This is a genomic window from Pseudomonas sp. TE3644 (assembly GCF_056278815.1).
Map to the genome: position 1 here is coordinate 7,093,009 of NZ_JBWBQF010000001.1, position 21,938 is coordinate 7,114,946.

Annotated in this window: 34 protein-coding genes; 32 read left to right on the top strand and 2 right to left on the bottom strand. The window is 57.7% G+C overall.

Going from position 1 to position 21,938, the window contains the following annotated elements:
* Positions 1–143 precede the first annotated feature (143 nt).
* The 30 genes from rpsJ (at position 144) to bfr (ending at position 16,126) form a co-directional block, all read left to right on the top strand.
* On the top strand, positions 144–455 hold the full coding sequence (rpsJ, locus tag ACZ9GA_RS31690) for a 30S ribosomal protein S10 (protein ID WP_003186070.1): 312 nt from the start codon (positions 144–146) through the stop codon (positions 453–455).
* 80 nt (positions 456–535) lie between these two features.
* Positions 536–1,171, top strand: a complete 636-nt coding sequence (gene rplC, locus ACZ9GA_RS31695) for a 50S ribosomal protein L3 (RefSeq protein WP_457358152.1) — start codon at positions 536–538, stop codon at positions 1,169–1,171.
* Between the two features lie 12 nt (positions 1,172–1,183).
* Positions 1,184–1,786, top strand: coding sequence for a 50S ribosomal protein L4 (gene rplD / locus ACZ9GA_RS31700; protein WP_008374167.1), 603 nt, complete (start codon positions 1,184–1,186; stop codon positions 1,784–1,786).
* Complete coding sequence (rplW, locus tag ACZ9GA_RS31705; protein WP_002555488.1) at positions 1,783–2,082, top strand: 50S ribosomal protein L23; 300 nt, start codon at positions 1,783–1,785, stop codon at positions 2,080–2,082. Before rplD ends, rplW begins: the two co-directional genes overlap by 4 nt.
* Positions 2,083–2,096: 14 nt before the next feature.
* A complete protein-coding gene (gene rplB, locus ACZ9GA_RS31710; protein WP_008374163.1) occupies positions 2,097–2,921 on the top strand; it encodes a 50S ribosomal protein L2 in 825 nt (274 codons plus the stop codon).
* Between the two features lie 16 nt (positions 2,922–2,937).
* The gene (gene rpsS, locus ACZ9GA_RS31715) at positions 2,938–3,213 is read left to right on the top strand and encodes a 30S ribosomal protein S19 (RefSeq protein WP_002555486.1); all 276 of its coding nucleotides are present in this window, start codon (positions 2,938–2,940) and stop codon (positions 3,211–3,213) included.
* 11 nt (positions 3,214–3,224) lie between these two features.
* Positions 3,225–3,557, top strand: a complete 333-nt coding sequence (gene rplV / locus ACZ9GA_RS31720) for a 50S ribosomal protein L22 (protein ID WP_003210077.1) — start codon at positions 3,225–3,227, stop codon at positions 3,555–3,557.
* 13 nt (positions 3,558–3,570) lie between these two features.
* Positions 3,571–4,257, top strand: coding sequence for a 30S ribosomal protein S3 (gene rpsC, locus ACZ9GA_RS31725; RefSeq protein ID WP_027982006.1), 687 nt, complete (start codon positions 3,571–3,573; stop codon positions 4,255–4,257).
* 12 nt (positions 4,258–4,269) lie between these two features.
* On the top strand, positions 4,270–4,683 hold the full coding sequence (gene rplP / locus ACZ9GA_RS31730) for a 50S ribosomal protein L16 (RefSeq protein WP_003255479.1): 414 nt from the start codon (positions 4,270–4,272) through the stop codon (positions 4,681–4,683).
* Positions 4,683–4,874, top strand: coding sequence for a 50S ribosomal protein L29 (gene rpmC / locus ACZ9GA_RS31735; protein WP_002555481.1), 192 nt, complete (start codon positions 4,683–4,685; stop codon positions 4,872–4,874). Before rplP ends, rpmC begins: the two co-directional genes overlap by 1 nt.
* 2 nt (positions 4,875–4,876) lie before the next feature.
* Complete coding sequence (gene rpsQ, locus ACZ9GA_RS31740; RefSeq protein WP_027982007.1) at positions 4,877–5,143, top strand: 30S ribosomal protein S17; 267 nt, start codon at positions 4,877–4,879, stop codon at positions 5,141–5,143.
* Between the two features lie 23 nt (positions 5,144–5,166).
* Positions 5,167–5,535, top strand: a complete 369-nt coding sequence (gene rplN / locus ACZ9GA_RS31745; protein WP_002555479.1) for a 50S ribosomal protein L14 — start codon at positions 5,167–5,169, stop codon at positions 5,533–5,535.
* A gap of 11 nt (positions 5,536–5,546) precedes the next feature.
* Positions 5,547–5,861, top strand: coding sequence for a 50S ribosomal protein L24 (gene rplX / locus ACZ9GA_RS31750; RefSeq protein WP_008374158.1), 315 nt, complete (start codon positions 5,547–5,549; stop codon positions 5,859–5,861).
* A 20-nt stretch (positions 5,862–5,881) separates the two neighbouring features.
* Complete coding sequence (rplE, locus tag ACZ9GA_RS31755) at positions 5,882–6,421, top strand: 50S ribosomal protein L5 (RefSeq protein WP_027982008.1); 540 nt, start codon at positions 5,882–5,884, stop codon at positions 6,419–6,421.
* 13 nt (positions 6,422–6,434) lie between these two features.
* Positions 6,435–6,740 carry a 30S ribosomal protein S14 gene (gene rpsN / locus ACZ9GA_RS31760; protein ID WP_457358148.1) on the top strand — a complete coding sequence of 102 codons (306 nt, stop codon included), beginning with the start codon at positions 6,435–6,437 and terminating at the stop codon, positions 6,738–6,740.
* A gap of 210 nt (positions 6,741–6,950) precedes the next feature.
* Positions 6,951–7,343, top strand: coding sequence for a 30S ribosomal protein S8 (rpsH, locus tag ACZ9GA_RS31765; protein WP_027982010.1), 393 nt, complete (start codon positions 6,951–6,953; stop codon positions 7,341–7,343).
* Positions 7,344–7,355: 12 nt separating this feature from the next.
* Entirely contained in the window at positions 7,356–7,889 is a 534-nt protein-coding gene (gene rplF, locus ACZ9GA_RS31770) for a 50S ribosomal protein L6 (protein WP_027982011.1), read from the top strand.
* Positions 7,890–7,899: 10 nt separating this feature from the next.
* On the top strand, positions 7,900–8,250 hold the full coding sequence (gene rplR, locus ACZ9GA_RS31775) for a 50S ribosomal protein L18 (protein WP_008374147.1): 351 nt from the start codon (positions 7,900–7,902) through the stop codon (positions 8,248–8,250).
* A gap of 3 nt (positions 8,251–8,253) precedes the next feature.
* The gene (gene rpsE / locus ACZ9GA_RS31780; RefSeq protein WP_008374145.1) at positions 8,254–8,754 is read left to right on the top strand and encodes a 30S ribosomal protein S5; all 501 of its coding nucleotides are present in this window, start codon (positions 8,254–8,256) and stop codon (positions 8,752–8,754) included.
* A gap of 2 nt (positions 8,755–8,756) precedes the next feature.
* Positions 8,757–8,933, top strand: a complete 177-nt coding sequence (gene rpmD, locus ACZ9GA_RS31785; protein WP_003186033.1) for a 50S ribosomal protein L30 — start codon at positions 8,757–8,759, stop codon at positions 8,931–8,933.
* A 3-nt stretch (positions 8,934–8,936) separates the two neighbouring features.
* Positions 8,937–9,371 carry a 50S ribosomal protein L15 gene (gene rplO, locus ACZ9GA_RS31790; RefSeq protein WP_010220318.1) on the top strand — a complete coding sequence of 145 codons (435 nt, stop codon included), beginning with the start codon at positions 8,937–8,939 and terminating at the stop codon, positions 9,369–9,371.
* The gene (secY, locus tag ACZ9GA_RS31795; RefSeq protein WP_457358145.1) at positions 9,372–10,703 is read left to right on the top strand and encodes a preprotein translocase subunit SecY; all 1,332 of its coding nucleotides are present in this window, start codon (positions 9,372–9,374) and stop codon (positions 10,701–10,703) included.
* A gap of 26 nt (positions 10,704–10,729) precedes the next feature.
* Positions 10,730–10,846, top strand: coding sequence for a 50S ribosomal protein L36 (rpmJ, locus tag ACZ9GA_RS31800; protein ID WP_002555468.1), 117 nt, complete (start codon positions 10,730–10,732; stop codon positions 10,844–10,846).
* A 131-nt stretch (positions 10,847–10,977) separates the two neighbouring features.
* The gene (rpsM, locus tag ACZ9GA_RS31805; RefSeq protein ID WP_008374135.1) at positions 10,978–11,334 is read left to right on the top strand and encodes a 30S ribosomal protein S13; all 357 of its coding nucleotides are present in this window, start codon (positions 10,978–10,980) and stop codon (positions 11,332–11,334) included.
* 30 nt (positions 11,335–11,364) lie between these two features.
* Positions 11,365–11,754, top strand: a complete 390-nt coding sequence (rpsK, locus tag ACZ9GA_RS31810; RefSeq protein WP_002555466.1) for a 30S ribosomal protein S11 — start codon at positions 11,365–11,367, stop codon at positions 11,752–11,754.
* A gap of 18 nt (positions 11,755–11,772) precedes the next feature.
* The gene (gene rpsD / locus ACZ9GA_RS31815) at positions 11,773–12,393 is read left to right on the top strand and encodes a 30S ribosomal protein S4 (protein WP_008374133.1); all 621 of its coding nucleotides are present in this window, start codon (positions 11,773–11,775) and stop codon (positions 12,391–12,393) included.
* A 22-nt stretch (positions 12,394–12,415) separates the two neighbouring features.
* A complete protein-coding gene (locus ACZ9GA_RS31820) occupies positions 12,416–13,417 on the top strand; it encodes a DNA-directed RNA polymerase subunit alpha (protein WP_027982014.1) in 1,002 nt (333 codons plus the stop codon).
* A 41-nt stretch (positions 13,418–13,458) separates the two neighbouring features.
* Positions 13,459–13,845 carry a 50S ribosomal protein L17 gene (gene rplQ, locus ACZ9GA_RS31825; RefSeq protein ID WP_027982015.1) on the top strand — a complete coding sequence of 129 codons (387 nt, stop codon included), beginning with the start codon at positions 13,459–13,461 and terminating at the stop codon, positions 13,843–13,845.
* Between the two features lie 211 nt (positions 13,846–14,056).
* Positions 14,057–15,505, top strand: coding sequence for a catalase (locus tag ACZ9GA_RS31830; RefSeq protein WP_457358142.1), 1,449 nt, complete (start codon positions 14,057–14,059; stop codon positions 15,503–15,505).
* A gap of 156 nt (positions 15,506–15,661) precedes the next feature.
* Entirely contained in the window at positions 15,662–16,126 is a 465-nt protein-coding gene (gene bfr / locus ACZ9GA_RS31835) for a bacterioferritin (RefSeq protein ID WP_027982017.1), read from the top strand.
* Between the two features lie 164 nt (positions 16,127–16,290).
* On the opposite strand, the gene uvrA is transcribed toward bfr, so the two are convergent.
* Positions 16,291–19,125 (bottom strand): excinuclease ABC subunit UvrA, encoded by a 2,835-nt coding sequence (gene uvrA / locus ACZ9GA_RS31840; RefSeq protein WP_457358140.1) that lies wholly within the window; start codon positions 19,123–19,125, stop codon positions 16,291–16,293.
* 178 nt (positions 19,126–19,303) lie between these two features.
* Here uvrA and ACZ9GA_RS31845 point away from each other — a divergent pair, with 178 nt between their 5' ends.
* Together ACZ9GA_RS31845 and ACZ9GA_RS31850 are read left to right on the top strand one after the other, a co-directional pair.
* Positions 19,304–20,698: an MFS transporter gene (locus tag ACZ9GA_RS31845; RefSeq protein WP_457358138.1), complete on the top strand. Its 1,395-nt coding sequence runs from the start codon at positions 19,304–19,306 to the stop codon at positions 20,696–20,698.
* Positions 20,699–20,707: 9 nt separating this feature from the next.
* Positions 20,708–21,223, top strand: a complete 516-nt coding sequence (locus tag ACZ9GA_RS31850) for a single-stranded DNA-binding protein (protein WP_027982020.1) — start codon at positions 20,708–20,710, stop codon at positions 21,221–21,223.
* 150 nt (positions 21,224–21,373) lie between these two features.
* On the opposite strand, the gene ACZ9GA_RS31855 is transcribed toward ACZ9GA_RS31850, so the two are convergent.
* On the bottom strand, positions 21,374–21,922 hold the full coding sequence (locus ACZ9GA_RS31855; RefSeq protein WP_457358136.1) for an NADAR family protein: 549 nt from the start codon (positions 21,920–21,922) through the stop codon (positions 21,374–21,376).
* Positions 21,923–21,938: the final 16 nt, after the last annotated feature.

Below are 21,938 nucleotides of genomic sequence, written 5' to 3' on the forward strand. Positions count from 1 at the left end.
CGATGATCGCTTGAGAAAGGCCCCCGCTTTTGCGGGGGCTTTTTTATTGGGTTGACACCCAGTCAGGCGGTCTATAGAATCACGCCTCCTTTTAACGGGCGTAGTGCGCCCGGTGGGAATAGCAGCCTGGAGTCTGAAATCCAATGCAAAATCAGCAAATCCGTATCAGGTTGAAGGCTTTTGACCATCGCCTGATCGACCAATCCACCCAGGAAATCGTGGAAACCGCGAAACGTACTGGTGCTCAAGTGCGTGGTCCAATTCCACTGCCTACTCGCAAAGAGCGGTTCACCGTTCTGGTCTCCCCGCACGTCAACAAAGACGCGCGTGACCAGTACGAGATCCGTACTCATAAGCGCGTTCTGGACATCGTCCAGCCAACGGATAAAACCGTTGATGCGCTGATGAAGCTTGATCTTGCGGCAGGTGTGGAAGTGCAGATCAGCCTCGGCTAAGACAGGGTCTTAGTCGTGTAACGCTCTGAAATGGGCGGCCATAGCGGGTGAAAGCCCCGTACACTCATGAGGTTTACAACATGACTATTGGTGTAGTCGGTCGAAAATCCGGTATGACCCGTATTTTCACCGAAGAAGGTGTCTCCATTCCGGTCACGGTCATTGAGATCGAGCCGAATCGCGTCACCCAGTTCAAAACTGAAGAGACCGATGGCTATCGTGCAGTGCAAGTCACTGTAGGTGAGCGTCGTGCTTCGCGTGTGACTGCTGCTCAAGCAGGTCACTTCGCTAAAGCGAACGTTGCCGCTGGTCGCGGTGTCTGGGAATTCCGTCTTGAAGACGGCGAGTACCAGGCTGGCGACTTGATCAATGCTGAAATCTTCGCTGCAGGCCAACTGGTAGACGTTACCGGTCAGTCCAAGGGTAAAGGCTTTGCCGGTACCATCAAGCGTTGGAACTTCCGCGGTCAAGATAACACCCACGGTAACTCCGTTTCCCACCGCGTCCCTGGCTCTATCGGCCAGTGCCAGACTCCTGGTCGTGTATTCAAGGGCAAAAAAATGTCCGGTCATATGGGCGCTGAGCGCGTGACCGTGCAGTCCCTGGAAGTTGTGCGCGTCGACGCTGAACGCAATCTGCTGCTCGTCAAGGGTGCTGTTCCTGGCGCTACTGGCGGCAACCTGGTTGTGCGTCCGGCAGCCAAGGCTCGCGGTTAAGGGGAAGCTGAAATGCAATTAAATGTAAATGACGCTCAAGCGATCGAAGTTTCCGAACTGACTTTCGGCGGCGAGTTCAACGAGACGCTGGTTCACCAAGCAGTCGTGGCCTACATGGCCGGCGGCCGTCAAGGTAGCAAGCAGCAAAAAACCCGTTCCGACGTTTCCGGTGGCGGCAAGCGCCCATGGCGTCAGAAAGGTACTGGCCGTGCTCGTGCCGGTACCATCCGTAGCCCAATCTGGCGCGGCGGCGGTACCACCTTTGCAGCGCGTCCTCAGGACCACTCGCAAAAGCTGAACAAGAAGATGTATCGCGCTGCTCTGCGCTCCATCCTTGCTGAGCTGGTACGTACCGATCGTCTGGTCGTGGTTCAGGACTTCGCTGTTGAAGCTCCAAAAACCAAAGACCTGCTGAACAAGCTGAATGGCATGGGTCTGACTGACGTCCTGATCGTGTCTGACGCTGTTGATCAGAACCTGTACCTGGCTGCTCGCAACCTGCCACACGTCGATGTACGTGACGTGCAAGGTTCCGATCCAGTTAGTCTGATCGCATACGACAAGGTGTTGATCACCGTGTCGGCCGTGAAGAAATTCGAGGAGCTGCTGGGATGAACCAGGAACGCGTATTTAAAGTTCTGCTTGGCCCGCACGTTTCCGAGAAGGCTACGGTTCTGGCAGACAAAAAAGGTCAGTTCGTTTTCAAGGTTGCTACTGATGCAACCAAGCTGGAAATCAAGAAGGCCGTCGAAAGCCTGTTCAGCGTGAAAGTAGAGCGTGTGACTACCCTGAACGTTCTGGGTAAAAGCAAGCGCACTGCTCGCGGTCTGGGCAAGCGTAATGACTGGAAGAAGGCAGTTATCTCCCTTCAGCCAGGCCAAGATCTCGATTTCAGCAGCAGTGCTGAGTAAGGAAGGGGTGCATCATGGCAATCGTTAAATGCAAACCGACTTCCCCTGGCCGCCGTTTTGTGGTCAAGGTGGTCAACCAGGAGCTGCACAAAGGCGCTCCTCACGCACCGCTGCTCGAGAAAAAATCGAAGTCTGGTGGTCGTAACAACAATGGCCGCATCACTACTCGTCACGTAGGTGGTGGTCATAAGCAGCATTACCGTCTGGTCGACTTCCGTCGCAACGACAAGGATGGCATCGCTGCCACCGTCGAGCGTATCGAATACGATCCAAACCGTACTGCTCACATCGCACTGCTGCTGTACGCAGACGGCGAGCGCCGCTACATCATCGCCCCTAAAGGCGTGAGTGCTGGCGACCAGCTGATCGCAGGCGCTCTGGCTCCAATCAAGCCAGGCAACTCCCTGCAACTGCGCAACATCCCAGTGGGTAGCACCATTCACGGCATCGAACTGAAGCCGGGCAAAGGTGCTCAAATCGCTCGTTCCGCTGGTGCTTCGGCTCAGCTGATCGCTCGCGAAGGTGTCTATGTGACCCTGCGTCTGCGCTCTGGTGAAATGCGTAAAGTCCTGGCTGAATGCCGTGCGACCCTGGGCGAAGTCTCGAACTCCGAGCACAGCCTGCGTTCGCTGGGTAAAGCTGGTGCCAAACGCTGGCGTGGCGTTCGCCCAACCGTTCGTGGTGTTGCCATGAACCCGGTTGACCACCCACATGGTGGTGGTGAAGGTCGTACCTCCGGTGGTCGTCATCCGGTATCGCCATGGGGCTTCCCGACTAAGGGCGCGAAGACTCGTGGTAATAAGCGTACCGACAAAATGATCGTCCGTCGTCGCAAGTAAATAGAGGGATACGACAGTGCCACGTTCTCTGAAAAAAGGTCCTTTTATTGATCTTCACCTACTGAAGAAGATCGAAGTGGCGGCGGAAAAGAACGATCGCAAACCGGTGAAAACCTGGTCGCGTCGTTCGATGATCCTGCCACAAATGGTCGGTCTGACCATCGCAGTACACAACGGTCGTCAACACGTCCCAGTTCTCGTTAACGAAGACATGGTCGGCCACAAACTGGGCGAGTTCGCCGGTACCCGCACATATCGTGGGCACGTGGCTGACAAGAAAGCCAAGCGTTAAGGGGTAAGGAAATGGAAGTAGCCGCTAAGTTGTCGGGCGCTCGAATCTCCGCCCAGAAAGCCCGCTTGGTCGCCGACCAGATCCGCGGGAAGAAGGTGGGCGAAGCGCTCAACCTGCTGGCTTTTAGCAGTAAAAAAGCCGCGGAAATCATCAAGAAAGTGCTGGAGTCGGCCGTAGCCAACGCCGAGCACAACGAAGGCGCAGACGTTGATGACCTGAAGGTCTCCACCGTTTTCGTTAACGAAGGGCGTTCGCTGAAGCGCATCATGCCGCGTGCCAAAGGCCGCGCTGATCGCATCGTCAAGCGGTCTTGCCATATCACTGTCAAGGTTGCTGACAAGTAACGGAGTCGATCAGATGGGTCAGAAAGTACATCCCATTGGCATTCGCCTGGGAATCGTCAAGGAGCACACCTCCGTCTGGTACGCAGACGGTCGGACTTATGCGGACTACTTGTTCGCAGATCTGAAGGTGCGTGAGTATCTCCAAGACAAACTAAAAAGCGCGTCCGTAAGCCGTATCGATATCCATCGTCCGGCTCAAACTGCACGCATCACCATCCACACCGCTCGTCCAGGTATCGTTATCGGGAAGAAAGGTGAAGATGTTGAGAAACTGCGTCAGGACCTGACCAAGCAGATGGGTGTGCCTGTGCACATCAATATCGAAGAAATCCGCAAGCCGGAACTCGACGGTATGCTGGTTGCCCAGAGCGTAGCTCAGCAGCTGGAGCGTCGCGTAATGTTCCGTCGCGCTATGAAGCGCGCCGTACAGAACGCCATGCGCATTGGTGCCAAAGGCATCAAAATCCAAGTGAGCGGTCGTCTCGGCGGTGCTGAAATCGCACGTACTGAATGGTATCGCGAAGGTCGTGTGCCACTGCACACCCTGCGTGCCGATATCGACTATGCCACCTACGAAGCTCACACCACTTACGGTGTGATCGGTGTGAAGGTTTGGATCTTCAAAGGCGAAGTAATTGGTGGTCGCCAAGAAGAACTGAAACCACAAGCACCAGCGCCTCGTAAAAAAGCTGCTAAGTAAGGGGTACGCCAAATGTTGCAACCTAAGCGTACGAAGTTCCGCAAGCAGATGACTGGCCACAACCGTGGTCTGGCACTGCGCGGTAGCAAAGTCAGCTTCGGCGAGTTCGCCTTGAAAGCTGTTGCCCGCGGTCGTCTCACCGCCCGTCAGATCGAGTCGGCACGTCGTGCCCTGACCCGTCACGTAAAACGTGGCGGCAAGATCTGGATCCGTGTATTCCCGGACAAGCCGATCTCCAAGAAGCCTCTCGAAGTGCGGATGGGTAAAGGTAAGGGTTCCGTCGAGTACTGGGTTGCCCAGATTCAGCCAGGCAAAGTCCTGTATGAAATCGAGGGTGTTTCTGAAGAGCTGGCGCGTGAGGCATTCGCCTTGGCAGCTGCAAAGCTGCCTCTCGCCACCTCCTTTGTTAAGCGGACGGTGATGTGATGAAAGCGAATGAACTTCGTGAAAAATCAGCACAGCAACTGAACGAGCAATTGCTCGGCTTGCTGCGCGACCAGTTCAATCTGCGTATGCAGAAAGCAACTGGCCAGTTGGGGCAGTCTCACCTGCTCTCGCAAGTTAAGCGTGACATCGCTCGCGTGAAAACTGTGCTCAACCAGCAGGCAGGTAAGTAATCATGGCTGAAGCCGAAAAAACCGTCCGTACGCTGACTGGCCGTGTTGTCAGCGACAAGATGGACAAGACCATCACCGTATTGATCGAGCGTCGCGTAAAGCACCCGATCTACGGTAAATACGTTAAGCGTTCGACTAAGCTGCACGCGCACGACGAAACCAATCAATGCCACATCGGCGACAAAGTTTCGATTCGTGAAACTCGTCCGATGGCCAAGACTAAGTCCTGGGCGCTGGTTGAAGTTCTCGAACGCGCTGTGGAAGTCTAAGGGCTAGGGGTCGGAGAAATTATATGATTCAGACTCAATCCATGCTCGATGTGGCCGATAACAGCGGCGCTCGTCGCGTTATGTGCATCAAGGTGCTGGGTGGCTCGCATCGTCGTTACGCTGGCATCGGTGACATCATCAAAGTTACCGTCAAGGAAGCAATTCCTCGCGGTAAGGTGAAGAAAGGCCAAGTGATGACTGCTGTTGTAGTCCGCACTCGCCACGGTGTTCGTCGCGCTGACGGCTCCATTATCCGCTTTGATGGCAACGCTGCTGTTCTGCTGAACAACAAGCAAGAGCCGATCGGCACCCGTATCTTTGGGCCAGTGACCCGTGAACTTCGTACTGAGAAGTTCATGAAGATCGTCTCGCTCGCCCCAGAAGTGCTGTAAGGAGATCCGACATGCAAAAGATTCGTCGTGACGACGAGATCATCGTGATCGCCGGCAAAGACAAAGGCAAGCGCGGTAAGGTGCTGAAGGTTCTCGCTGACGACCGTCTGGTCGTTGGTGGGATCAACCTGGTGAAGCGCCATACCAAGCCTAACCCGATGTCGGGCGTACAGGGCGGTATCGTCGAGAAAGAAGCGCCACTGCACGCTTCCAACGTCGCCATTTTCAACGGCGAAACCAACAAGGCTGACCGCGTTGGTTTCAAAGTAGAAGAAGGCAAAAAAATTCGTGTCTTCAAGTCGACCCAAAAAGCGGTTGATGCTTGAACACTGCTAGGTAGAAGACCATGGCACGACTGAAAGAGATTTATCGGAAGGAAATCGCTCCCAAGCTTAAGGAAGAACTTAAGCTGGCGAACGTGATGGAAGTTCCGCGCGTTACCAAGATCACCCTGAACATGGGTCTGGGCGAAGCAATCGGCGACAAAAAAGTCATCGAGCACGCTGTTGCCGACATGGAAAAAATCACCGGCCAGAAGGCTGTCGTCACTTACGCTCGTAAGTCGATTGCAGGCTTCAAGGTCCGTGAGGGCTGGCCGATTGGCGTCAAGGTTACCCTGCGCCGCGATCGTATGTACGAATTCCTGGACCGCCTGCTGGCGATCTCCCTGCCTCGGGTACGCGACTTCCGCGGCCTGAATGCCAAGTCCTTCGACGGTCGTGGCAACTACAGCATGGGCGTGAAAGAGCAGATCATTTTCCCGGAAATCGATTACGACAAGATCGATGCTCTGCGCGGTCTGGACATTACCCTGACCACCACTGCTCGTTCGGATGATGAAGGTCGCGCCTTGCTGCGTGCTTTCAAATTCCCGTTCCGCAACTGATTGGAGTAGGAAAATGGCCAAGAAGAGCATGAAAAACCGTGAGCTGAAGCGTCAGCTGACGGTCGCTAAATACGCCAAGAAGCGTGCTGAGCTCAAAGCAATCATCGTGAATCTGAACGCAAGTGACGAAGAGCGTTGGAATGCTGCAGTAGCTCTGCAGAAGCAGCCACGTGACGCAAGCGCCTCGCGCATGCGTAACCGCTGCCGCATCACTGGTCGTCCGCACGGCGTTTACCGCAAGTTCGGCCTGGGCCGTAACAAGCTGCGTGAAGCAGCAATGCGCGGTGACGTACCAGGTCTGGTTAAAGCCTCCTGGTAAGCCGTACTCCCAAAGTCCTGGCGGCGGGTTGAGCAATCAGCCGACCGCCGGTGACCTTGAGAACGAATCAAGCCCCTCACGGGGCTTGATTCATTTCTGGGGTATGTCTAGAATGACCGGCTCGCCTGAGCCTGGGTTTTCGGACCGCAGTCAGCTCGGCGACGTAGTAGCCGAAAGGCTAAATATTTTTGTAACAGGAGCGTCTAGCCCATGAGTATGCAGGACCCGTTAGCGGACATGCTAACTCGAATCCGTAATGCCCAGATGGCTGAAAAGTCCGTCGTAAGCATGCCATCTTCCTCGCTGAAGGTAGCTGTAGCCAAAGTTCTGAAGGACGAAGGTTATGTCGCGGGTTATCAGGTAAGCAACGAAGCAAAACCGTCGCTTTCCATCGAGCTGAAGTACTTCGAAGGCCGTCCAGTCATCGAAGAAGTCAAACGCGTCAGCCGTCCAGGTCTGCGTCAGTACAAGTCCGTCGATGAGCTGCCAAAAGTTCGTGGCGGTCTCGGCGTATCCATCGTCTCCACCTCCAAAGGTGTGATGACGGATCGTGCTGCGCGCGCTGCCGGTGTCGGCGGCGAAGTTCTTTGCACAGTGTTCTAAGGGGGGATAAGCATGTCTCGCGTCGCTAAGAACCCCGTAAAGCTGCCGGCTGGTGTCGAAGTAAAATTCGTCGGCCAACAGCTTTCGGTGAAGGGTGCCAAGGGCACTCTGGAACTGAATGTTCACTCGTCCGTAGAAATCGTTGAAGAAGCTGGTGAGCTGCGTTTCGCTGCTCGCAATGGCGATCAACAGACCCGCGCTATGGCCGGTACCACTCGTGCCCTGGTTAACAACATGGTCCAAGGCGTAAGCCAAGGCTTCGAGCGCAAGCTCCAGCTGGTCGGTGTTGGTTACAAGGCACAAGCCAAAGGCACCGTGCTGAACCTGGCTCTCGGCTTCTCGCACCCAGTGGACTACGAACTGCCGGAAGGCATCACCGCTGAGACTCCTAGCCAGACCGATATCCTGATCAAGGGCATCGACAAGCAGCTGGTGGGTCAAGTGGCCGCTGAAATCCGCGATTTCCGTCCACCAGAGCCTTACAAAGGTAAGGGTGTGCGTTACGCGGACGAAGTCGTCCGTCGTAAAGAAGCCAAGAAGAAGTAGGGCATAGCAAATGACCGACAAAAAAGTTACTCGACTGCGTCGCGCTCGCAAAGCACGCCTGAAAATGCACGAACTCGAAGTCGTGCGTCTCTGCGTGTTCCGCTCTTCGCAGCACATCTATGCCCAGGTCATCTCGGCCGACGGCAGCAAAGTCCTGGCAAGCGCCTCGACTTTGGACAAAGAACTGCGTGATGGTGCCACTGGCAACATCGACGCGGCCACTAAGGTTGGCCAGCTGGTCGCTTCGCGTGCGAAAGCCGCTGGCGTCTCGCAGGTGGCTTTCGACCGCTCTGGCTTCAAGTACCACGGTCGCGTGAAAGCGCTGGCTGATGCTGCTCGTGAAGCTGGGCTGGAGTTCTAAGTTATGTCAAATAACGACCAAAAGCGCGACGAAGGCTACATTGAGAAGCTGGTTCAAGTTAACCGCGTAGCCAAAACCGTTAAAGGCGGCCGTATCTTCACCTTCACCGCGTTGACCGTGGTTGGTGATGGTAAGGGCCGTGTAGGCTTCGGCCGTGGCAAGTCGCGTGAAGTGCCTGCTGCGATCCAGAAGGCTATGGAAGCTGCTCGTCGCAACATGATTCAAGTTGACCTGAACGGCACCACTCTGCAGTACGCCATGAAGTCCGCCCACGGCGCTTCGAAGGTTTACATGCAGCCTGCCTCTGAAGGTACCGGTATCATCGCTGGCGGCGCTATGCGTGCTGTCCTCGAAGTTGCTGGCGTTCAGAACGTTCTGGCCAAGTGCTACGGCTCGACTAACCCAGTGAACGTGGTACACGCCACCTTCAAGGGTCTGAAAGCTATGCAATCCCCGTCGTCCATTGCTGCCAAGCGCGGCAAGAGCGTTGAGGAGATCGTCTGATCATGGCTACCGTTAAAGTTACGCTGATCAAAAGCATGACCGGCCGCATCCCTAACCACAAACTGTGCGTTAAGGGTCTGGGTCTGCGTCGCATCGGTCACACTGTAGAAGTCCTGGATACTCCCGAGAATCGCGGGATGATCAACAAGGCTTACTACATGCTGCGTGTAGAGGGCTAATCGATGAAACTCAATGATCTGAGTCCAGCGCCGGGTTCCCGTCGCGAAAAGCATCGTCCGGGCCGTGGTATCGGTAGCGGTTTGGGTAAGACTGGTGGCCGCGGCCACAAAGGTCAGACCTCCCGTTCCGGTGGCACCATTGCTCCAGGCTTTGAAGGCGGTCAACAGCCGCTGCACCGTCGTCTGCCGAAATTCGGCTTCGTTTCCCTGAAAGCCATGGACCGCGCAGAAGTGCGTCTGTCCGAGCTGGCCAAAGTGGAAGGCGACGTGGTAACCGTTCAGTCCCTGAAGGATGCCAACGTGATTAACCAGAACGTTCAGCGTGTGAAAATCATGCTGTCGGGCGAAGTTACTCGCGCAGTCACCATCAAGGGTATCGCAGCCACCAAAGGTGCGCGTGCGGCTATCGAAGCAGCTGGCGGCAAGTTCGAGGAATAAATGGCTAAGCAAGGTGCTCTCTCAGCGCTAGGCAAAGGCGGGTTGTCCGAACTCTGGGCTCGTCTGCGTTTCCTGTTCCTGGCGATTATCGTCTACCGAATCGGCGCGCACATCCCAGTTCCAGGTATCAACCCGGACCGCCTGGCGGACCTGTTTCGACAGAATGAGGGGACCATTCTTAGCTTGTTCAACATGTTTTCCGGCGGCGCGCTGGAGCGTATGAGCATCTTTGCACTGGGGATCATGCCGTACATTTCGGCATCGATCATCATGCAACTGATGACCGTCGTCAGCCCGCAGCTGGAGCAGTTGAAGAAGGAAGGTGAAGCTGGCCGTCGCAAGATCAGCCAGTACACCCGCTACGGCACCGTCATCCTGGCTTTGGTTCAAGCAACTGGCATGTCCATTGGCTTGGCCAACCAGGGTGTTTCGTTCTCCGCTGGCATTAGCTTCCATTTCGTCGCAGTCGCCACCTTCGTGGCCGGTGCGATGTTCATGATGTGGCTGGGCGAGCAGATTACCGAGCGCGGTGTTGGCAACGGTATCTCGATGTTGATTTTTTCGGGTATCGTCGCCGGTCTTCCGAGAGCAGTCGGGCAGTCTTTCGAGTCTGCGCGTCAGGGTGATATCAACATTTTCGCCTTGGTAGCTGTCGGTCTGCTGGCAGTAGCGATTATCGGTTTTGTGGTGTTCATCGAGCGTGGTCAGCGTCGTATTGCTGTTCACTACGCCAAGCGTCAGCAGGGCCGCAAGGTCTTTGCTGCTCAGACGAGCCACTTGCCGCTGAAAGTGAACATGGCAGGCGTTATTCCTGCTATTTTCGCGAGCAGCATTTTGCTGTTCCCGGCTTCGCTGGGTGCCTGGTTCGGTCAGTCTGCTGGTATGGGCTGGCTGCAGGATCTCTCGCAGTCGATCGCTCCTGGTCAGCCGTTGAATATTCTGCTGTTTAGTGCAGGGATTATTTTCTTCTGCTTCTTCTATACGGCGTTGATGTTCAATCCGAAAGACGTAGCGGAAAACCTGAAGAAGTCCGGTGCCTTTATTCCGGGCATCCGTCCTGGTGAGCAGTCTGCGCGCTACATTGATGGCGTTCTGACCCGTTTGACCATGTTCGGTGCTCTCTACATGACGGCCGTCTGTCTGCTTCCCCAGTTCCTGGTGGTTGCGGCAAACGTACCGTTCTACCTTGGCGGGACCTCGTTGCTGATCGTGGTAGTGGTTGTGATGGACTTCATGTCCCAAGTACAATCGCACCTCGTTTCACACCAGTACGAATCCCTGATGAAGAAAGCCAACCTGAAGGGCTACGGCGGCAGCAGCTTGCTGCGCTGAGACCCATAAGGTTCGAGGAGTTGGTGATGAAAGTTCGTGCATCGGTGAAAAAGCTGTGCCGTAACTGCAAAATTATTCGCCGCGAAGGTGTCGTTCGAGTAATTTGCAGCGCGGAACCACGTCATAAACAGCGCCAAGGCTGATTGTGATCTGTGCTACAAGCCCAGCAGCTAGTGCGCTGCTGGGTTGATTATTTTGTATTACAGCGATATTATCTCGCGCCCTATTTCTTGGCTTCCGGGGCGTAGGTAGCTGTCAATTGGAGTCCCACTGAATGGCCCGTATTGCAGGCGTCAACATTCCAGATAACAAGCACACTGTTATCTCGCTGACCTACATCTATGGTGTTGGTCGCACTACTGCACAGAAGATCTGTGCAGACACTGGGGTTAACCCAGCCGCTAAGATCAAGGATCTGAGCGACGAGCAGATTGAACAGCTGCGTGGCGAAGTGGCGAAGTTCACCACTGAAGGTGACCTGCGTCGCGAAATCAACATGAAAATCAAGCGCTTGATGGATCTGGGCTGCTACCGTGGCCTGCGTCATCGTCGTGGTCTTCCAGTGCGCGGTCAGCGTACCAAGACCAACGCGCGTACCCGTAAAGGTCCGCGTAAGCCGATCCGCAAGTAATCGCACCAGCGAATCGACAGGAATTTAGTCATGGCAAAACCTGCTGCTCGTCCTCGTAAAAAAGTAAAAAAGACAGTGGTTGATGGCATCGCCCACATCCACGCGTCTTTCAACAACACCATCGTGACCATTACCGATCGTCAAGGTAACGCCCTGTCCTGGGCTACCTCCGGCGGTTCGGGTTTCCGCGGTTCTCGCAAGTCCACCCCGTTCGCTGCTCAAGTAGCTGCTGAACGTGCTGGTCAAGCTGCGCTGGAATATGGCCTGAAAAACCTCGACGTAAACGTCAAAGGTCCAGGTCCAGGTCGTGAATCCGCTGTCCGTGCTTTGAACGGCTGCGGCTACAAGATCGCCAGCATCACCGACGTGACGCCAATCCCGCATAACGGGTGCCGTCCGCCGAAGAAGCGCCGCGTGTAATTCAGGAGACGATAGATAATGGCTCGTTACATTGGTCCAAAATGCAAACTGGCTCGTCGTGAAGGCACTGACCTGTTCCTGAAAAGTGGCGTTCGCGCTCTGGAATCGAAGTGCAATATCGAAGCAGCCCCAGGTATCCACGGCCAGCGCCGCGGTCGCCAATCCGACTACGGCACCCAACTGCGTGAAAAGCAGAAGGTCCGTCGTATCTACGGCGTTCTCGAGCGTCAGTTCAGCGGTTACTACAAAGAAGCGGCCGGCAAGAAAGGCGCTACTGGTGAGAACCTGCTGCAACTGCTCGAATGCCGTCTGGACAACGTCGTTTACCGTATGGGCTTCGGTGCTACCCGTGCCGAGTCCCGCCAGCTGGTTTCGCACAAAGCGATCAGCGTTAATGGCAAGACTGTAAACGTACCGTCCTACCAGGTTCGTCAGGGTGACGTGGTTGCTGTTCGCGAGAAATCGAAGAACCAACTGCGCATCGTTCAGGCCCTTGAGCTGTGCGCCCAGCGTGGCCGCGTTGAGTGGGTAGACGTTGACACTGAGAAGAAATCGGGCGTTTTCAAGAACGTTCCTGCTCGCAGTGATCTGTCCGCCGACATCAACGAAAGCCTGATTGTCGAGCTCTACTCCAAGTAAGGGCTAGAAAATAGGTGCATCCATGCAGATTTCGGTAAATGAGTTCCTGACGCCCCGCCACATTGATGTGCAGGTCGTCAGTCCAACCCGCGCTAAAATTACGCTCGAGCCTCTCGAGCGTGGTTTTGGCCATACCCTGGGCAACGCGCTGCGCCGCATCCTGTTGTCCTCAATGCCCGGCTGTGCAGTAGTCGAGGCCGAGATTGACGGTGTGCTCCACGAGTACAGCGCCATCGAAGGTGTACAGGAAGACGTAATCGAAATCCTGTTGAACCTGAAAGGTCTGGCTATCAAGCTGCACGGTCGTGACGAAGTTACGCTGACCTTGTCGAAGAAGGGTTCGGGGGTGGTTACCGCTGCCGATATTCAGCTGGATCATGATGTCGAGATCGTTAACCCCGATCACGTAATCGCCAACCTGGCGTCTAACGGCGCCTTGAACATGAAGCTCGTAGTAGCTCGTGGTCGTGGTTATGAACCGGCCGATTCGCGTCAGAGCGATGAAGACGAAAGCCGCAGCATTGGTCGCTTGCAGCTCGACTCTTCGTTCAGCCCGGTTCGCCGTATCGCATACGTGGTGGAAAACGCCCGTGTCGAACAGCGTACCAACCTGGACAAGCTGGTAATTGATCTGGAAACCAACGGTACTCTGGACCCTGAAGAGGCTATCCGTCGTGCTGCAACCATCCTGCAACAGCAGCTGGCTGCGTTCGTCGACCTCAAAGGTGAAACAGAGCTGCCTGAAGTCGAGCCGGAAGACGAGATTGATCCGATTCTGCTTCGTCCGGTTGACGATCTGGAACTGACCGTGCGTTCGGCCAACTGCCTTAAGGCGGAGAACATTTACTACATCGGCGACCTGATTCAGCGCACCGAAGTAGAACTGTTGAAGACTCCGAACCTGGGCAAGAAATCCTTGACTGAAATCAAGGACGTTTTGGCCTCCCGTGGTTTGTCTCTCGGCATGCGCCTCGACACCTGGCCGCCTGCAAGTCTTAAGAAGGACGACAAGGCGACTGCCTGATCGTCGTAATCACCGAACGTAAGTTTGGTAAGGAATGAACCATGCGTCATCGTAAAAGTGGACGTCACCTGAGCCGTACCAGCTCTCACCGCAAGGCTATGTTCCAGAACATGGCGGTGTCGCTGTTCGAGCACGAGCTGATCAAAACTACCCTGCCGAAAGCCAAGGAACTGCGCCGCGTTGCCGAGCCGCTGATCACCCTGGCCAAGGTAGACAGCGTTGCAAACCGCCGTCTGGCTTTCGACCGTACTCGTTCGAAAGAAATGGTTGGTAAGCTGTTCAACACTCTGGGCAAGCGTTACGCTAACCGTGAAGGCGGTTACCTGCGCATCCTGAAGTGCGGTTTCCGCGCTGGCGACAACGCTCCTATGGCGTATGTCGAGCTGGTTGATCGTCCTGTTGGCGGCGTTGTAGAAGCTGCTGAGTAAGACGAACAAGCTGTACGAAAAGACCGGGCCTAGTGCCCGGTTTTTTTATGCCCGCATTATCTGCATCGGCAGCCTATCGTCAGCGGCTACTACATTGTAAAAATCTATCGAGCACAACAGATCTATAAATTAGATGTCTTCCCGCCTTTTACTGATACTGACCACCAGCCATTAGCCCGGTCCCATAAGGTCTGACAGAGGAAGACATACCATGAGCCAGAGCAAGACCCTCACCACCGCCAGCGGCGCACCCGTTGCCGACAACCAGAATTCCCGTTCCGCCGGGCCACGTGGGCCTTTGCTGCTGGACGACTTCCACCTGATCGAAAAGCTCGCTCACTTCAACCGCGAGAACATTCCTGAGCGCCGCGTCCACGCCAAGGGCTCGGGTGCGTACGGCACGTTCACGGTCACCAAAGACATCACCGATCTGACCTACGCCAAACTGTTCTCTGAAGTCGGCAAGCAAACGCCTACCTTCCTGCGTTTTTCCACCGTTGGTGGTGAGCGTGGTTCGGCTGACACCGAGCGCGACCCACGTGGTTTCGCCCTCAAGTTCTACACCGAGGAAGGCAACTGGGACATCGTCGGCAACAACACCCCGGTGTTCTTCATTCGCGACCCGCTTAAGTTCCCCGACTTTATCCACACCCAAAAGCGTCTGCCCCAGAGCAACCTGAAAAGTGCCCAGGCCATGTGGGATTTCTGGTCGCACTCGCCAGAAGCGCTGCACCAGGTCACTATCCTGTTCTCCGACCGCGGCATCCCGGACGGCTACCGCTTCATGCACGGTTTCGGCAGCCACACCTACAGCCTGATCAATGCCAAGGGTGAGCGTCACTGGGTCAAATGGCACTACAAGAGCGTCCAGGGCATCAAGAACCTCGCCCCGGCAGACGCAGCACGCATTGCCGGCACCGACCCGGATTACGCCCAGCGTGACCTGTTCGAGGCCATCGAGCGTGGTGACTACCCGCAATGGCGTGTCTGCATCCAGGTGATGACTGAGGCCCAGGCCAACGCTCACCGCGAGAACCCGTTCGACGTGACCAAGACCTGGTCGCAGAAGGAATTCCCGCTGATCGAGGTGGGCCTGCTGGAGCTCAACCGCAACCCGCAGAACTACTTCGCTGAAGTTGAGCAAGCGGCGTTCGGCCCGAGCAACATGGTGCCAGGTGTCGGCCTGTCGCCAGACCGCATGCTGCAAGGCCGTGTGTTCGCTTACGCGGATGCGCACCGCTACCGCGTGGGCACCAACCACCAGCAGTTGCCCGTCAATGCTCCGCGCAGCCCAGTCCATTCGTATCAGCGTGACGGCTCCATGGCGTTTGGCAGCAACGGCGGCGCAGCGCCCAACTACGAGCCCAACAGCTACGGCGACGCGCCCAAGCAGGCACCACAGTACGCGGAACCTTCGCTGGCCTTGAGCGGCGCGGCAGACCGCTACGATCACCGTACCGATGGTGACTACTTCAGCCAGGCCGGCGCTTTGTTCCGCCTGATGAACGAAGCACAGAAAGCCTTGCTCATCGACAACATTGCCAATGCAATGAGTAGCGTTTCCGGCGACGTGATCGAGCGTCAGTTGCCGTACTTCTACCAGGCCGATCAAGCCTATGGTGAAGGTGTTGCCCGCGCGTTGGAGGCAAAACGCGGCTAACTCGAAATGCTAAGGAGAACCGCCCTCATTTGGGCGGTTTTTCGCTGCCAATCATCTACTTTTCTCTGCTTTTTTGCGGTTTTTTACCTTTCTTGCCGTGACGTTCAGCCTGCCTTGGTTCAAACTATCTACTTTCAAGCAAGGAGATGTAGGGCGATGCAAGGGCACCCGGACGTAATCGATTATCTGAACACGCTGCTGACCGGCGAGCTGGCCGCGCGTGATCAGTATTTCATCCATTCGCGGATGTACGAGGACTGGGGCTTCAGCAAGCTGTTCGAGCGTATCAACCACGAGATGGAAGAAGAGGCAGGTCATGCCGATGCGCTGATGCGCCGTATTCTGATGCTCGAAGGCACGCCACGGATGCGCCCTGATGACCTGGACATCGGCACTGACGTACCCAGCATGTTCGAAGCTGACCTGCGCCTGGAATACAAAGTGCGCGCAGCGCTGTGCAAGGGCATTGCCCTGTGCGAACAGCACAAGGATTACGTCACTCGCGATATCCTGCGCGTTCAGCTCTCCGATACCGAGGAAGATCACACCTACTGGCTGGAGAAGCAGTTGGGCCTGATCAAGTCGATCGGTTTGCAGAACTACCTGCAGTCGCAGTTCTAAGCAACGCGGCATGCAAAAAGCCCCGCCATCTCACGATGGCGGGGCTTTTTGTTATCTGGACACCGATCACCGTAGCCGCTGCCTTCAGGCTATGGCCATCAGCCTCACCGAAGATCTCCAGCGAGGCAGAGGGCCAGCGCAGCCTGGCGGCAGCGGCTACACCGTCAGGCGCGATCGCGCGTAAGCAACGGCTTGAGGTAGTGGCCCGTGTAGGACTGTTCCATTTCCGCCACTTCTTCCGGCGTACCGCAGCCGATGATCATGCCGCCCTTGGAGCCACCCTCCGGCCCCAGGTCGACGATCCAGTCAGCCGTCTTGATCACGTCCAGGTTGTGCTCGATCACCACCACGGTGTTGCCGTGGTCACGCAGGCGGTGCAGCACGTCCAGCAGTTGCTGGATGTCGGCAAAGTGCAGGCCCGTGGTCGGCTCGTCGAGAATGTACAAGGTTTTGCCGGTATCGCGCTTGGACAGCTCCCGGGACAGCTTGACCCGTTGTGCTTCACCGCCCGACAACGTTGTCGCCGACTGACCCAGCTTGATGTAGGAAAGCCCCACGTCCATCAGCGTCTGCAGCTTGCGCGCCAGGGCCGGCACGGCATCGAAGAACTCGCGAGCTTCCTCGATGGTCATCTCCAGCACCTCGTGGATGCTCTTGCCCTTGTACTTGATCTCCAGCGTCTCACGGTTGTAGCGCTTGCTCTTGCACACGTCGCACGGCACATAGATGTCCGGCAGGAAGTGCATCTCCACCTTGATCAGGCCGTCGCCCTGGCAGGCCTCGCAGCGGCCACCCTTGACGTTGAACGAGAAGCGCCCCGGGCCATAGCCACGCGAACGGGACTCCGGCACGCCGGCAAACAACTCACGGATCGGTGTGAACAGCCCGGTGTAGGTCGCCGGGTTGGAGCGCGGCGTACGGCCGATAGGGCTCTGGTCGATGTCCACCACCTTGTCCAGGTGCTGCAAGCCGTCACAGCTATCGTGCGCAGCGGCTTCCAGGGTGGTGGCACCATTCAGGGCTGTGGCGCTGAGCGGGAACAGCGTGTTGTTGATCAGCGTCGATTTACCCGAGCCGGACACGCCAGTGACGCAGGTCAGCAGGCCGATCGGGATTTCCAGGTCGACGTTGCGCAGGTTGTTGCCGCGTGCGCCCTTGAGGGTCAGCTGCAGCTTCTTGTTGCGCGGCGTGCGCTTGGCCGGCACCACGATCTTGACCCGGCCCGACAGGTATTTGCCGGTCAGCGAATCAGGGTGGTCCATGACCTCCTGGGCGGTACCTTCAGCCACGATGCTGCCACCGTGCACGCCGGCGCCCGGGCCGATGTCTACCACGTAGTCGGCCAGGCGAATAGCGTCCTCGTCGTGCTCTACCACGATCACCGTGTTGCCGATGTCGCGCAGGTGCTTGAGGGTGCCCAGCAGGCGGTCGTTGTCGCGTTGGTGCAGGCCAATGGACGGCTCGTCGAGGATGTACATCACCCCCACCAGGCCGGCACCGATCTGGCTGGCCAGGCGGATACGCTGCGCTTCGCCACCCGACAGGGTGTCGGCGCTGCGGTCCAGGGTCAGGTAGTCCAGGCCCACGTTGACCAGGAACTGCAGGCGCTCGCGGATTTCCTTGAGGATCTTGTCGGCGATCTCGCCACGGCGGCCAGTCAGCTTCAGGCCATCGAAATAGTCGGTGGCATCGCCAATCGGCAGGCCGGTAACGGCCGGCAGCGTCTTCTCGCCCACCCACACATGCCGCGCTTCACGGCGCAGGCGCGTGCCACGGCAGTCAGGGCACGGCTGGGTGCTGAGGAACTTGGCCAGCTCCTCGCGCACGGTAGCTGATTCGGTCTCGCGGTAGCGGCGCTCCAGGTTCGGCACAATGCCTTCGAACGGGTGCGAGCGCTTGACGATGTCGCCACGGTCGTTGAGGTACTTGAAATCGACGTCCTGGGTGCCACTGCCGTGCAGCAGGATCTTCTGCTTGTCGGCCGGCAACTGGTTGAACGGTTTTTCCAGGCTGAACTTGTAGTGCGAGGCCAGCGACCCCAGCATCTGGAAGTAGTAGACGTTGCGCCGGTCCCAACCACGTATCGCGCCCTCGGCCAAGGTCAGCTCGCCGTTGACCAGGCGCTTGGCGTCGAAGAACTGCTTCACGCCCAGGCCGTCGCAGGTCGGGCAGGCGCCGGCGGGGTTGTTGAAGGAGAACAGCTTGGGTTCCAGCTCGCTGATGGCGTGGCCGCAGATCGGGCAGGCGAAGCGCGCGGAGAAGATCATCTCCTCGAACGGTTCGTCGTCCATGGAGGCGACCAGGGCAATACCGTCGGCCAGCTTCAGCGCGGTCTCGAACGATTCGGCCAGGCGTTGCTGCAGGTCTTCGCGGACCTTGAAGCGGTCCACCACCACTTCGATGGTGTGCTTCTTCTGCTTGTCCAGCTTGGGCAGTTCGTCCAGCTCGTGCAGGCGACCGTTGATGCGTGCCCGCACGAAACCCTGGGCGCGCAGCTCTTCGAAGATCGCCAGGTGTTCGCCCTTGCGCTCGCGGATCACCGGCGCCAGCAGCATTAATTTACTGCCTTCGGGCTGGGCCAGTACCAGGTCGACCATCTGGCTGACGGTCTGGGCTTCCAGCGGGATGTCGTGGTCCGGGCACCGCGGCGTACCCACGCGGGCATACAGCAGGCGCAGGTAGTCGTAGATCTCGGTGATGGTACCGACGGTGGAGCGCGGGTTGTGGGAGGTCGATTTCTGCTCGATGGAAATGGCCGGCGACAGGCCTTCGATGGTGTCGACGTCGGGCTTTTCCATCATCGACAGAAACTGCCGGGCGTAGGCCGACAGCGACTCCACATAGCGGCGTTGACCTTCGGCGTACAGGGTGTCGAACGCCAGGGATGACTTGCCCGAGCCGGACAGCCCGGTGATCACGATCAGCTTGTCCCGTGGCAGGGTCAGGTCGATGTTCTTCAGGTTGTGGGTTCGAGCCCCACGAATCAGGATCTTGTCCAAGAGTGGCCTCGCACGGCGGGCGTAAACACAGGAGTATAAGGCTAAATACTGGATGGATGCACACTATCGGATGACATCCCTGACGTCATACATGACAACTGCGCGGCAAAGCGTCGCCATATACCCCCTCTATCCGTGGGACTGGTAGAATCGCCGCCGGTTCACACGAGGTTTTTCCATGCACGATCTCCACAGCGAACGCATGAGTGGCAGCGAGACCCGCGCGGCTGGCGGTCTGGCCCTGGTGTTCGCGTTCCGTATGCTGGGCATGTTCATGGTGTTGCCGGTACTGGCCACCTATGGCATGGACCTGGCCGGTGCCAGCCCGGCCCTGATCGGCCTGGCCATTGGCGCCTATGGCCTGACCCAGGCTTTCCTGCAAATTCCGTTCGGCATCATTTCCGACCGCATTGGCCGCCGCCCGGTGATTTATGTGGGCCTGGTGATCTTTGCCCTCGGCAGCCTGCTGGCGGCCCATGCCGACTCGATCTGGGGCGTGATTGCCGGACGTGTCCTGCAGGGCGCGGGGGCGATTTCCGCAGCGGTGATGGCATTGCTGTCGGACCTTACGCGCGAGCAGCATCGCACCAAGGCGATGGCTACCATCGGCATGAGCATCGGCGTTTCATTCGCCGTGGCCATGGTGGTGGGCCCACTGGTGACGCGCGTGTTCGGCCTGTCCGGGCTGTTCATCGTCACTGCGGTGATGGCGTTGGTGGGCATTGCCCTGGTGGCCTTCGTGGTGCCCAAGGCGTCGAGCCACTTCACCCACCGCGAATCGGGCGTGGCGCGCCAGGCACTGGTGCCGACGCTCAAGCATCCCGACCTGCTGCGCCTGGACGTGGGCATCTTCGTGCTGCACGCGATCCTGATGGCCAGCTTCGTGGCGTTGCCCCTGGCGCTGGTGGAGCGTGCCGGCCTGCCGAAAGAGCAGCACTGGTGGGTGTACCTGACCGCCTTGCTGGTATCTTTTTTCGGGATGATTCCGTTCATCATTTATGGTGAAAAAAAGCGCAAGATGAAACGCGTCCTCATAGGGGCGGTTGCCACCCTGATGCTCACCGAGCTGTACTTCTGGGTATCGGGTAACACCCTGACGGAGCTGGTGGTCGGCATCGTGGTGTTCTTCACCGCGTTCAACCTGCTGGAAGCGTCCTTGCCGTCGCTGATCAGCAAGGTGTCGCCGGCAGGCGGGAAGGGCACGGCCATGGGCGTGTACTCCACCAGCCAGTTCCTGGGGGCGGCGCTGGGCGGTATCCTCGGCGGCTGGTTGTTCCAGCATGGCGGATTGAATGTGGTATTCATCGGCTGCGCCGGGCTGTTGGCGATTTGGTTGGCCATAGCTGTTACTATGCGCGAACCACCGTATGTGACCAGCCTGCGCTTGCCATTGTCGCCCGAGGCGATACGCGAAGCCGGTCTGGTCGAGCGCCTCAAGGCCGTGCCGGGTGTAACAGATGCAGTGGTGGTGGCCGACGAAGCCGCCATCTATATCAAATTGGACACAGAAATTTTGGATCGTGCATCCCTGGAGCGCCTGGTAAACCCGGCCCCAGAGACGTGCCAAGCCTAGGAGAACGTTATGGCCCGTGGGGTTAACAAAGTCATTTTGGTCGGTACTTGCGGTCAGGATCCTGAAGTCCGCTACCTGCCAAACGGCAACGCAGTCACCAACCTGAGCCTGGCGACCAGCGAGCAGTGGACCGACAAGCAAACCAATCAGCGGGTCGAGCGCACCGAATGGCACCGCGTCTCGATGTTCGGCAAGGTTGCCGAAATCGCCGGTCAGTACCTGCGTAAAGGCTCGCAGGTCTACATCGAAGGCAAGCTGCAGACTCGCGAGTGGGAAAAAGACGGCATCAAGCGTTACACCACTGAAATCATCGTCGACATGCAGGGCACCATGCAGCTGCTGGGCGGCCGTCCACAGGGCGACCAGAACCAGGGCGACAACGGCGGCTACCAGCAGTCGGCACCGCGTCAGCAGGCTCCACGTCCTCAGCAGTCCGCACCCCAGCAGTCGCGTCCGGCCCCACAACAGGCCGCGCCGCAACCGGCTCCGGATTTCGACAGCTTCGATGACGATATCCCGTTCTGATCGCAGCCTGATCGCGCTTCAGCCAAAAGCCCCCGCCATGCGGGGGCTTTTTATTTCCGCGACGTAGCCGCTGCCGAAGGCTGCGCTCGCCCTCTGCCTCGCTGAAGATCTCCAGGGGGCGCACCGGCCAGCGCAGCCTGGCGGCAGCGGCTACACGTGTTCGCGCACCTGCATCAGGGCGAAGCCCAGCAGGTTCAGGCCCTGCCATTGCGCGGGCACCCGCGCCGCAGGGTCATCCGCCGCCAGGCCGATCCCCCAGATCCGGTCCACAGGGCTGGCTTCCACCAGCACCTGATCGAGGGTGCCGGCAAGGAACTCCCCGCACTCAGGGTTCTGCTGGAATTTGGCCAGGTTACCCCGCACCACGATATCGAACCGCTGCGCAAGCCACACAGCCTCGTCATAACCCTGCACCTCGCGCCCTAGCTGTTTGGCCACGGCGGGCGTGGCGGCTGCGAGAATGCGCGGCACAATGGCCAGGTCACCAAACAGCCTGGCCTTGGCCACCATCATGTAATGCTCGGCCGTGGCGTAACGCTCGCCACCCACTTCGAACGGTGAGGGGTACCACTGGCTGAAGCAACTGCGGTCGACCTCATCGGCAAGGCGCGGCGTGTGGCCCCAGAACATCAGGTATTGCACAGTCACGCCCGTATCGATCAGGGCCTGCAGCGATTGGATATCGGTAACGCCATGCATGGCGGGCTCCTTGGCT